The following is a 12,452-nucleotide window of genomic DNA, read 5'->3' on the forward strand; positions in this document are numbered from 1 at the left end:
CTTTCGACGGTCCGGATCGATTGCCGGGGGTTATACACCGCGAAGTGTCGGCCACGCTATCGAGGAGACAAACCCGGGCGAAGCGGTGGCGTTTCCGGGGGTAATTTGCCCGCAATGACCCTGCGCTTGACAGGTCGTCAGTCGACTGGTCAATAATCCCGCCGCCGCGCCCCGTGAGCCAGCGTTTCCCCTGCTCGCGAAGGGCTGCGCAGCTATGCACAAAGCCGTGCGGAACTCTTCGCAACGGCTCGTTCGGCGCGCCCGTTTCGCGTTCGGCGGAGTGGGCCGCCGATGGCGAAAGGTATGCACGTGAAGGTGCCTTACAGGAGATATTTCTCCTGTCTGGTGGCTGCGGCGATTGCGGGCACGCTATTGCCGCAAGTCGCTTATGCGGCCCCACCGTCGAATTCCGGCAAGGATGGTGACAAGGGATTCTTCGACACCGTCTCCGACTGGCTCGGGGACGACGAGAAGGAGACCCCGCGGCCGCCGTCGTACGGCGGTCTCGGCATGGCCGACCGGCAGAAGCTCCCCAAGGGGAAGAACACGCCGAAGGCGAAGCGGGTCAGGGAACTGACCTCGCGCCGCACCCCGACGGCCCGCTTCTGGCAGTTGTCCGACGGGCGGGTGGAGGCGGAGCTGACGGCCGCGCCGACCTCCTACAAGGACCCGGCGGGCAAGTCCTGGAAGACGATCGACACCCGAGTGGCCGAGACGAAGGCCAAGGGGTTCGACTTCGCCAACAAGTCCAACACCGGTCGCAGCTGGTTCGGCTCCGACCCGGACCGGCTGCTGCGTTTCGAGGCCGGTGACGGTGGCCAGTCCGTCACCCTCGGTCTGGAGGGCGCCGGCGGCCGGCTGAAGCCGGAGGCCGAGGACGCCACCGTCACCTACAAGGACGCGGTCGGCGGTGCCGATCTGTCGTACGTGGTCGGTCCGGGCCGGGTGAAGGAGAACATCACCCTGTCCGAGCGGCCCGCCGGTCCCGTGACGTACACGTTCACGCTGGACACGCAGGGGCTGACGCCGAAGGCCCGCGAGGACGGTTCGATCGCGTTCTTCGGCGAGCTGCCGAACACTCCGGTGCTGGTCATCCCGGCCCCGTACATGACGGACGCGAGGAAGTCGGCGTCGTCGCCGTACGGCTACGCGTACAGCGCCGAGGTCACGCAGAAGCTCCGGCGGGACGGCGACGGCTGGAAGCTGACCGTCACACCGGACACGAAGTGGCTGGCGGCGAAGGAGCGGCAGTATCCGGTCGTGATCGATCCGACGATCACGATCGCGCCGTCGCCGTCGGGTTCGCAGGACACGATGGTCCTGTCCGACCAGCCGGGCGTGAACTTCAACTCCTCCTGGAAGCTGGCGGCGGGCAAGACGTCCGCGTCGGCCACCTCCCGTTCGCTGCTGAAGTTCCCGCTGGACGAGATCCCGGACGGGGTGAAGATCGACGGCGCCCGGCTGGGCGTCTACTTCGACCAGTCGCACACGACGAACGGCAACGATGTCACCATCGAGGCGCACCGTGCGACCGGCGCCTGGGACGAGCCGACGGCGACCTGGTCCAACACGTCGGGCCTGGCCGGTGAGTTGTCCGGCACCAGCGTCCAGGTCGACGACGGCGACGCGGGCACCACGGCCGCGAAGGGGTCGTGGCCGTCGTCGGGGTCGACGCTGACGCAGTACGCGATCGGCGAGGACTACCACTACAACAAGGACACCGTCGCCGGGGACACCTACACCTGGCAGCCGAAGGTCACCGACACCGGCACCTACCGGGTGGACGTGCACTACCTCGCGGCCACCGACCGGGCGACGAACGCCCCGTACACGGTGACGCACCGGGACGGCACCCAGACGTTCACCGTCGACCAGTCGGCCGGCACCAACGGCGTGTGGACGTCGCTGAACGGCGGCGGCCAGCTGCCCTTCACCAAGGGCACGGTCGGCAAGGTCGTCCTCGGTGACGGACCGGCGTCGTCCTCGACGGCGGTGCTCGCGGACGCGGTGCGGCTGGTGAACCCGGCCCAGATCGTGAAGAACAAGGGCGAGTACAACCAGTGGCACGAGTTCCCGGTCGCCGACACGGTGCAGAAGTGGGTGAGCGGCACCGCCGCCAACCACGGCTTCGTGCTGATGGCGAAGGACGAGTCGTCCACCGGCCCACTCGGCGGCCCCCGCTACGAGGCCGGTGACGGCGCCTACGGCGGTGAGACGTCGACCATCCCGCGGCTGACGGTGACCTACGGCAAGGTGGGCACGTCGCTGAACTCGCCGACCGTGGTGCACTCCACGGGCCCGGAGCTGTCCTGGAAGGCGTACTCCAACACCACCGGTGACGCGGGCCTGGACATCGTGGAGTACCAGCTGCACCGCTCCACGCAGCAGGCCTTCACCCCGTCCGCGGCGACCCTGATCGCGCCGATCGGCGCGTCGGACACCACGTACACGGACACCACCGCGGTCCCGACGCCCGACTCGGCCGCCAACGAGATCGACAAGTCGTACTACTACCAGATCGCGGTGAAGACGAAGAGCGGGGAACTGCTCGGCTCCCCGACCCGCATCGTCGGCATCCCCAAGGCCGGCCGGACGATGAAGATCATCCAGGGCAGCCAGGGCGGCGTCACCGACACCACCCTGTCCTCCGCCCAGCCGTCCACCAACCAGGACACCATCCGCTCCTGGGACGTCGACCAGAAGTGGCTCAGCGTCGGCAACAACTCCGGCACCTACGGCAAGACCCGCGCCGCGCTGAAGTTCCCCACCGACGACATCCCGTCCACCGCCACGGTGATCAACAACCGCATGTACCTGTGGGGCGCGGAGACCACCACCGACACCGACGGCGCGATCTACGAACTCCACGCCCTCACCCGGGACTTCTCCGAAACCCAGGCCACGTGGAACAACGCCACCTCCACCACCGCCTGGTCCAGCGCGGGCGGTGACATGTCCGCCGCCGTCTCCGACACCGTGGCGAGCGTGTCGGACGTCGGCCGCCACTGGTGGGACGCCACCGGTCTGATGCAGAGCTGGATCGACGACCCGGCCGGCAACAAGGGCGTCGCGGTGAAGCTGAAGGACGAGTCCTCCTCCGGCCCGCAGGAGCGCACCCTGTTCCTGTCCGCCGAGGCCGCCGACCCGCAGCTGCGCCCGTACATGCAGGTCATCTACGTCGACTCCACCACCGAGGACACGTACTACGCCCCGCAGACCCCGTCCCGGATGACCCCGAACACCACCTACACGGTGGACTTCACGGTCACCAACACCACCTCCGCCCAGCGGGCGGCGGGCGAGCGGGAACTGTCCTACACCTGGAAGCTCCCCGACGGCACCGACGTCACCACCGGCGGCAACCAGCTGGCCACCCCGATCCCGGCGCTGCTGCCCGGCAAGTCGGCCACGATCCAGGCGAAGGTCTCCACGCCGGTCAACTCCGACTCGGGCAACAAGCGCGGCGAGTACGTGCTCGGCTGGGACGTCCGCAAGAGTGCCGACGGCAGCTGGCTCTCGGCCGGCACCAACGGCATCCCGCCGCTGAAGCAGAGCGTGGCGGTCGAGGACCCCACCTCCAACCAGCTGGGCCTGGAGAAGTTCTACTCCTACACCGGCAAGAACACCGGCGCCGGTTCCACGGTCATGAACAACCTGTCCTCCGGCAACAGCGTCTGGTCCTACAACGCGTTCACCAACCCGGGCCGCGGCCTGACCACGTTCGCGCGCTTCTCCTACAACTCGCTCGACACGTCCGACACCGTCTCGGGCGCGGGCTGGTCCGCGCAACTCGCCGGTCCCGTCCGCCTCGGCGCGCCCCTGGACTTCCACCCCAACCCGAACCCGACCGAGGTCCGCCTCCCGGACGGCGACGGCACCACGCACGTCTTCCGTCTGCAGGACGACGGCACCTGGAAGGCCCCGGCGGGCGTCCACTACCGGCTGACAGCCAAGGCCGGCCTGGACTGCCGGCCCAACAAGGACCCCGTCCCGGACGCCTGGTCCCTGCTGCGCCCGGACGGCACCCGCTTCCTCTTCGGCTGCGACGGCTACCTGACCTCGACGGTCGACAAGAACGGCAACACGCAGACGTACACGTACGAGGAACGCAGGTCCAACAACAAGCCGACCAAGTTCCTCAAGTACATCACCGACCCCGCGGGCCGGACCTCTCTCACCGTCGACTACTACGACAAGACCGACGCGCCGTTCCCGAAGGTCGCGGACCACGTCCGGTCCATGACCGACGTCTCGGGCCGCAGGCTGACCTTCGAGTACTCGGACAAGGCGCTGCTGACCAAGCTGACCGACGGTGCGGGCTCCGCCCAGCCGAAGGTGTTCGCCTTCACCTACGACGCCACCCAGGGCAACAAGAACGTCAAGCTGGTCACCGCCACCGACCCGCGCGGCAACGGCACCGACCTGGCGTACTACGCCCCGCAGACCGGCGACGACCCGAAGTACCACTGGTGGACGAAGACCCTCACGGACCGCCTCGGCGGTGACACGGGCTTCACCTACGCGGCGGACACGGCGAACCCCAAGTTCACGGACGCCACCGTGACGGACGCCGAGAGCCACGCGACGAAGTACGTCACCGACGACTACGGCCGCCCCGTCCAGACCACCAACGCCAAGTCCCAGACCACGAAGATGAGCTGGGACGCGGACAACAACGTCACCTACCTGGAGGAGGCCAACGGCGCGAAGACCGCCTACTGCTACGACCAGAAGACCGGCTACCCCCTCTGGTCCCGCGACGCCGAGAACAACAAGAACGGCGTCCCGCCGGCCACGGACTGCGCCCCCGGCACCCACCCGGCGAACGCGGCCACATACGAGTACCAGACCCGCGCCGACGGCTACGCCGCCGACCTGTGGCGCAAGACCTCGCCCGAGGGCCGCGCCTGGCAGTTCGGCTACGACACCTTCGGCAACCTGAAGACGGTCACCGACCCCAAGGGCGTCGCGACGGCCACGGCCGACGACTACACCACGGCCTACGAGTACAACTCCTACGGACAGCTGACCAAGGCCGTCGACGCCAACGGGAACCCGACGACGTACAGCGCCTTCGACGCGACCGGCAACCCGGAGACGATCACCGACGCGCTGGCCCACGCCACGGAGTTCGTCTACGACGAACGCGGCCAGGTCACCAAGGTGACCGACGCCTACGACAAGGTCACCACGCAGACCTACGACACCTTCGGCCGTCCCCTGGTCAGCACGGTGCCGAAGACCCAGGACGAGGGCGACCTGATCACCACGCCCGCTCCGGAGTACGACGCCAACGACAACGTCACCACGTCGACGGCGCCCAACGGAGCGGTGTCCACCGCCGTGTACGACGCCGCGGACCAGATCACCTCGGCGACCGCGCCGAAGGACACCACCACCTCGGACGAACGCAGGAGCACCTACACCTACGACAAGGTCGGCCACCTCGAAGCGACCACCGAGCCCAAGGGCACGCTGACCACGTCGGACCCGGCCGACCACGTCACGACGAACCACTACGACGAGATCTACCAGCTCACCTCCGTCGTCAACGCGGACGGCGACACGATCAGTTACGGGTACGACGACGTCGGCAACACCACCAAGGTCGTCGACCCGAAGAAGAACGCCACGGCCGACACCACCGACTACACCACCAAGACCGCCTACGACCTGAACCACCGCGTCACCTCGGCCACGGACGCCGCGGGCAACACCACCAAGCGGGCCTACGACAAGGACTCCCTGGTCACCTCCGCCACGGACGCGGAGAACAACACCACGCTCATCACCTACGACGAGCGCGGCAAGACCGCAGAGGTCAAGGTCCCGCACAGCGGCACCACGACGATCACCTACCGCACGACCCGGTACGAGTACGACGAGGTCGGCAACACCACCAAGGTGATCACCCCGCGGGCCGTCGCGGCGGACACGACCACGGCCTTCACCGCCCGCACCGAATACGACGCGCTGAACCGGCCCGTCAAGCAGTACCAGCCCTACGACCCGGCGGACACCCGCCACAACGACCCGAACGTCTACACCGAGACCGTGTACGACAAGGTCGGCCGGGTGGCGAAGACCTCGCTGCCGCCCTCCGAGGGACAGACGGTCCGCAACACCACGGCGTTCGACTACTTCGACAACGGCTGGGTGAGGTCCTCCACGGACCCGTGGGACATCGCCACGACCTACGACTACAACGACCTGGGTAGGCAGACCGCCCGCACCCTCACATCGGCGGGCGGTTCCTCCAACCGCACGATGACGTGGTCGTACTACCCCGACGGCAAGCTCGAGTCCCGCTCCGACGACGGTGTCCCGGTGGGCAGGTCGGTGGTCCTGGCGGACAACTCCGACACCCAGAACACCGCCACCACCGGCACCTGGACGCAGGGGGACGGCACCGGCCAGCAGGGCTACGACCACCGTACCCACGCCGCCGGAGCGGGCACGGACGCCTTCACGTGGACGCTGAACATCCCCGAGGACGGCACGTACACCGCGTACGTGAAGTACCCGGAGGTGACCGGCGCGGCTACAGCGGCCGAGTACACCCTCACCCACGGCACCACCACCGAGGCGGCCGTCACCAAGAACCAGACGACCGGCCCCGGCACCTGGGTCGCCCTCGGCGACTACGCCCTCAAGCAGGGCGAGGACACCGAGCTGAAGCTGCGGCAGAGCAGCACCGGCACCGCGGTGGCCGACGCGGTCAAGCTGGTCCGTGACAACTCCGCCGACACGGACACCGAACAGAAGACGTTCACCTACGGCTACGACGTCAACGGCAACCTGACCTCGATCGACGACACGTCGTCCGGCGCGCGGACCGACGTCTACACGGTCGCCTACACGGGCCTCAACCAGGTCCAGAAGGTCACGGAGTCCCTGTCCGGCACGGAGCAGAAGGCGACGTCGTACACGTACGACGCGAACGGGCAGCCGGAGACGGTCAGCCACCCCAGCCAGTTCTCCCAGTACACCTACGACCTGCGCGAACTGGTCAAGACCGTCTCGGTCGGCAAGACGGCGACGGACACCGACCCGAAGGTGACGTCGTACACGTACACGGCCCGCGGCACGAAGCTGAAGGAGACCAAGGCCAACGACAACACCGTCGACCACACCTACTACCTCGACGGCGCCCTGAAGTCGACGACGGAGAAGAAGGCGGACGGCACCACGCTGGTCGCCTCCCACACCTACACCTACGACCCCAACGGCAACAAGGCGCGCGACGTCGCGAAGAAGATGAACGCCGACAACCACGCGGCGTACCTCGACTCCACGACCGACTACACCTACGACCCGGCGGGCCGGCTCACCAAGTCCGTCAAGACGGGCAACGGCGCGGGCACGGAAACCTACGTCCACGACGACAACGCCAACGTCGTCAGCCAGACGGTCAAGGGCACGACGACCGCCTACCACTACGACCGCAACCGCCTGCTGACCGCGACGACCTCCGGCGTCACGGCCGACTACACCTACGACCCCTTCGGCCGCCAGCAGTCGGTGACGTCGCAGGGGCAGGTCACCTCCCGGAGCGTGTACGACGGCTTCGACCACGTCGTGGAGTCCCAGAAGATGGACGACACCGGCGCGATGAAGTCGACCACGTACACCTTCGACCCGCTGGACCGCACCGCCTCGAAGACGGCGGACGGCAAGACCACCGACTTCGAGTACCTCGGCCTGTCCAGCGAGGTCCTCGACGAGAAGGTCGCCGGCGAACTGACCAAGTCCTACCAGTACAGCCCGTGGGGCCAGCGCCTGTCGCAGATCAAGCACAACACCGACGGCACGACCGAGGACGGCTACTACGGCTACAACAGCCACACCGACGTCGAAACCCTGACGGACGACAACGGCGACACCAAGGCCACCTACGGCTACACCGCCTACGGCTCCAACGACGAGTCCGAGTTCACCGGCATCGACAAGCCCGACACCACCGACCCCACCAAGGAGGACTACAACCCCTACCGCTACAACTCCAAGCGCTGGGACGCCCAGTCCGGCACCTACGACATGGGCTTCCGCGACTACAACCCGGGCCTCAACCGCTTCACCACCCGGGACATGTACAACGGCGCCCTCGCCGACATGGGCCTCGGCACCGACCCGTTCACCGGCAACCGGTACGCGTTCACCGGCGGCAACCCGGTCAGCAACGTGGAACTCGACGGCCACATGCCCGCGCCGATGGATGGCGGTGGCAGCAGCACTCCGGCGTCGGGTGGCTGCGGGACGCCAGGATTCATCGGGCCGTGTGCCACAAACAGCGGCTCGACATCTGCAAAAGCGGCTGGGGCCGGTACGAGCATGCACAACGCGGCTCAGGACATCATGTGGCTGTACCTGGTGGGCCTGGCCGAGGCCAAGTACGGTCCGTCGGGGATCACGCGTGTCCAGATGGAGGCCCCTGTGCTGGGAGGCTCCAAGGAGGGCACCGGCGAAGACGGAGGTGCGGATATGACGTACCGAGACGGGAACACACTCTATGTGTGGGAACTCAAGCACAAGGCGCGGATGCCGTGGACGAACGACCGTTTTGCGCCGGCCGAAGGCTACGGAAAGGATGACGTGGAATGGTATATAGATTTCATGCGTCGCGATCCGCAGTACGCCGGTCTCGACATCAAGCCTGGCTTCCGGCTTCCGCATCCGCTGGTTGGGCCCGGAGTGAAGCGGGGTCAGTTCCTCGAACTGGACAATTCCGATTTCTTCGGCGGTATGGCTACTGAACATGGAGTAGTCAATTATCAAGAGTTCTACATGGCGACCTCGCGTCCGGAACCCAAACCCGTGCGCGTGCCTGAGCCGGTGAAGGTCGGTGCAGGTGCCGCAGCTCTTGGTACCGCACTCTGGTGGGGTGCGAAGGTATTTGCGCCGCTGTGCGGGCCGGCAGCACCTGCTTGCGCGATTGCCTTCTAATAGGGCAGACTGACGGGCGGGTGCGCTTTCTGACCGGTGCACCCGCCCGTCTTTGCAAGTCAGATTTTCCGAGAATGGAGAAATGTTTTGGGGGCGTCTCGATGGCATTACTTCATCGAAGGTTGTGACGGCGCGCGGTCCGCATTGGACGAGCTGCGGGAGCGTGAATTCGTAAAATCCTGGAGCGACTTCGACCCTTCGATTGCATCGCTTTCCGACTTGGTGAACAGTGGTGCGCTCGAGGAGGAGGGGGCTCACTCGATCATCGACGTCGATCGCGTCATCGAATCAGATGATCCCGAATACGATGAAGACGGAACGGTTCGACTGCTCCTTCCGCAAGAGGTTGTTCAGTATTTCGGCACGGACAAGCCCACGCGGGAAATTGTGGAATCTGTCTATTCGACCGCGAGGCGGCGCCTTCCGCCAGTGCTTCGCGGGTCCGGTTGCTGCACCGCCATCTATGAACAGGGTGCACCCTGCGGATTCGCCTTCTGGGGAATGACGGGTGATTGACCAGAATTCCTGAGACCGTCAACTTCGACTCGTCGGAGGGACTGGTCGGATGACAACGACACGAGCCTCCTCCGTCGTCAAGTCCTGGGGTGCTGCCGTGCTGTACGCGGTGGCGGCGGCCCTGGTGCTGTTCAGCTTCGCCATGACGGTCGAAGCGGACAACCCGGCTGCGTTCCCGGGACGGCGGGACAACGACGGGGCTTTCGGAGCACTGCTGTGCGTCGGTATTGCCGCCCTTTCGGCGGCGGTGGCCGTGACATCGCTCTCGCGACGCCTGCTGTCCAAGGTCGTCTGCGCGGCGATCATCCTGGTGTGCGTCTATCGAGTGGTCGGCGTCGCCGGACAGCTCTGACACCCGCGCCCGACTGAGAGCGGCCGTGCCGGGTTTCTCGGCACGGCCGCTCGTGCGCGGCAGGACTGCGGCACCGTCCAGGAGGGCAGGGCTTTCGGCAAGCTCGCCCTGAGGGGTTGACCGTTGAGAGCATCTACGAAGCCGGGATAGATCGCGGCGATGTCGTCCTCGTCCGTGTGCCGGGGTGGTACGGGGGCGCGCCGGTTGTGCAACGGGTGATCGGTCTGGGCGGTGACCATGTGGAGTCCCGTGACGGTGTGCGAGTCGCGGTGAACGGCAAGGAGATCTGCCCCCGGAGCGCGGATGCGGCGGTGACGCCCTGGTCCGGCCCATACGCGTAACGCGGCCCGACGCGCGGCGGTCGAGAAGGTTGTACGGGAAGCGGCGCGAACTCGTGTGGGATTACGCACGTCCGGAAGCCGTGATGGCCGCGAGTGGGTCTGCGCTTGGTCCTGTGGAAGGCGTATGGACGTTTTCCGCATGACCGGGTGGAGGGGAAGCGGGCCTATGGGTGATGTGGGCGAACGCGTGCCGTGCGCGGAGGAGATGCGGAGTACGGCCGCGGCCTTCGTGCGACGTGCGACCGTGCGGAACAGGCTTCCGCTGGACTACTCCGTGGCCAGCCTCCGCGTCGTCGACTTCCTCGTCGACGGACTGCGCAAGAACGGGGTGGAAGAGGTGAGGGTGCGTGAAGCGCTGCTCGGCCTCGGAGCCTACGTCGGAGAGGTCCTGGTGCGACGTGCCGGCGCGACGTGGATCGACTTCGAGGCCGACCAGCGGTCCTACTTCGGGGAACCGGCCGGGGTGCGCATGCCGGACGGCCGGGTGTGGAACCCCTTGGGCAAGGTCCGGAACTGCTTCGCGGTGGGAAGCTCCCAGGAATCCCTCCGCACGTTCTACCTGACCCTGCACGGCAGGGCTCGGCGGCGGTCGCTGGCCTGACCGGCCGAAACCCCTCCTGGCTTGCACACGTGCGGTTCAGGAGGGGTTTCGCGTCACCTGTCCCGGAGTTCTCAAATGTCCCGGAAGATCTCGATCTGCGCCCCGATGGAGTTCAGCCGCTCCGCCAGGTCCTCGTAACCGCGGTTGATGACGTACACGTTGCGGAGCACCGACGTGCCCTCGGCGGCCATCATCGCGAGGAGGACGACCACGGCGGGGCGCAGGGCCGGCGGGCACATCATCTCGGCGGCGCGCCAGCGGGTGGGGCCCTCGACCAGGACGCGGTGGGGGTCCAGGAGCTGGAGGCGGCCGCCGAGGCGGTTGAGGTCGGTGAGGTAGATGGCGCGGTTGTCGTAGACCCAGTCGTGGATGAGGGTCTGGCCCTGGGCGGACGCGGCGATGGCCGCGAAGAAGGGGACGTTGTCGATGTTCAGGCCCGGGAAGGGCATGGGGTGGATCTTGTCGATCGGCGCTTCGAGTTTCGACGGGTGCACCGTCAGGTCCACCAGCCGCGTGCGGCCGTTGTCGGCGAAGTACTCCGGGGTGCGGTCGTGGTCGAGGCCCATCTCCTCCAGGACCGCCAGCTCGATCTCCAGGAACTCGATGGGGACCCGGCGGACCGTCAGCTCGGACTCCGTGACCACGGCGGCGGCCAGCAGGCTCATCGCCTCGACCGGGTCCTCGGAGGGGGAGTAGTCCACGTCGGCGTCGATGACCGGCATGCCGTGGACGGTGAGGGTGGTGGTGCCGATGCCTTCGACGCGGACGCCCAGGGCTTCGAGGAAGAAGCAGAGGTCCTGGACCATGTAGTTGGACGAGGCGTTGCGGATGACGGTGACGCCGTCGTGCCGGGCGGCGGCCAGCAGCGCGTTCTCCGTGACCGTGTCGCCGCGCTCGGTCAGGACGATCGGGCGGTCCGGGCGCACCGTGCGGTCGACCACCGCGTGGTAGTGGCCCTCGGTCGCGGCGACGTCCAGGCCGAAGCGGCGCAGCGCGATCATGTGCGGCTCGATGGTGCGGGTGCCGAGGTCGCAGCCGCCGGCGTAGGGCAGCCGGAAGCGTTCCATGCGGTGCAGCAGCGGGCCGAGGAACATGATGATGGAGCGGGTGCGGACGGCGGCCTCGGCGTCGATGGCCTCCATGTCCAGCTCGGCCGGCGGCACGATCTCCAGGTCGGTGCCGTCGTTGATCCAGCGGGTGCGCACGCCGATGGAGTTGAGCACCTCCAGGAGGCGGTAGACCTCCTCGATGCGGGCGACCCGGCGCAGTACGGTGCGCCCCTTGTTGAGCAGCGAGGCGCACAGCAGGGCCACGCAGGCGTTCTTGCTGGTCTTGACGTCGATGGCGCCGGACAGGCGACGGCCGCCGACCACGCGCAGGTGCATCGGACCCGCGTAGCCCAGGGAGACGATTTCGCTGTCCAGCGCTTCGCCGATCCGGGCGATCATCTCAAGGCTGATGTTCTGGTTGCCGCGTTCGATGCGGTTGACGGCGCTCTGGCTGGTGTTGAGCGCCTCCGCGAGCTGTGACTGCGTCCAGCCGCGGTGCTGCCGGGCGTCACGGATGAGTCGGCCGATGCGTACGAGGTAGTCGTCTGCCATGAGGTTGAGGCTATCTCAGATATGAGATCGCACCTCTCGGGGGGTCCGTTCGGGTGACACGGTGTCAAAGCCGCGCGCATCGGGCGCCTCCGGGTGGC

General features: G+C 67.2%; 6 protein-coding genes. 5 read left to right on the forward strand and 1 reads right to left on the reverse strand.

Features of this window, described 5'->3' with window-relative positions:
* Positions 1-291: 291 nt before the first annotated feature.
* From ACH4D3_RS01270 to ACH4D3_RS01290, 5 genes are all read left to right on the forward strand, one after another.
* The gene (locus ACH4D3_RS01270) at positions 292-8,943 is read left to right on the forward strand and encodes a DNRLRE domain-containing protein (RefSeq protein ID WP_398315081.1); all 8,652 of its coding nucleotides are present in this window, start codon (positions 292-294) and stop codon (positions 8,941-8,943) included.
* Positions 8,944-9,087: 144 nt separating this feature from the next.
* A complete protein-coding gene (locus ACH4D3_RS01275) occupies positions 9,088-9,459 on the forward strand; it encodes a hypothetical protein (RefSeq protein ID WP_398315083.1) in 372 nt (123 codons plus the stop codon).
* A gap of 49 nt (positions 9,460-9,508) precedes the next feature.
* Complete coding sequence (locus tag ACH4D3_RS01280) at positions 9,509-9,811, forward strand: hypothetical protein (RefSeq protein WP_398315085.1); 303 nt, start codon at positions 9,509-9,511, stop codon at positions 9,809-9,811.
* A gap of 116 nt (positions 9,812-9,927) precedes the next feature.
* Entirely contained in the window at positions 9,928-10,152 is a 225-nt protein-coding gene (locus ACH4D3_RS01285) for a S26 family signal peptidase (protein WP_398315087.1), read from the forward strand.
* A gap of 166 nt (positions 10,153-10,318) precedes the next feature.
* Positions 10,319-10,753, forward strand: coding sequence for a hypothetical protein (locus ACH4D3_RS01290; RefSeq protein WP_398315089.1), 435 nt, complete (start codon positions 10,319-10,321; stop codon positions 10,751-10,753).
* A 71-nt stretch (positions 10,754-10,824) separates the two neighbouring features.
* Here ACH4D3_RS01290 and ACH4D3_RS01295 read toward each other — a convergent pair whose 3' ends face one another.
* On the reverse strand, positions 10,825-12,354 hold the full coding sequence (locus ACH4D3_RS01295) for a helix-turn-helix domain-containing protein (protein WP_398315091.1): 1,530 nt from the start codon (positions 12,352-12,354) through the stop codon (positions 10,825-10,827).
* Positions 12,355-12,452 lie beyond the last annotated feature (98 nt).

Source organism: Streptomyces sp. NPDC018026, from assembly GCF_044327745.1.
In the GTDB taxonomy this organism is placed as follows: domain Bacteria; phylum Actinomycetota; class Actinomycetes; order Streptomycetales; family Streptomycetaceae; genus Streptomyces; species Streptomyces rubrogriseus.

Bases quoted from the DNA above. Each gene is read 5' to 3' on its own strand.
- ACH4D3_RS01295 (WP_398315091.1), bottom strand. From the start codon at position 12,354: ATGGCAGACGACTACCTCGTACGCATCGGCCGACTCATCCGTGACGCC.
- ACH4D3_RS01270 (WP_398315081.1), top strand. From the start codon at position 292: ATGGCGAAAGGTATGCACGTGAAGGTGCCTTACAGGAGATATTTCTCC.
- ACH4D3_RS01280 (WP_398315085.1), top strand. From the start codon at position 9,509: ATGACAACGACACGAGCCTCCTCCGTCGTCAAGTCCTGGGGTGCTGCC.
- ACH4D3_RS01290 (WP_398315089.1), top strand. From the start codon at position 10,319: ATGGGTGATGTGGGCGAACGCGTGCCGTGCGCGGAGGAGATGCGGAGT.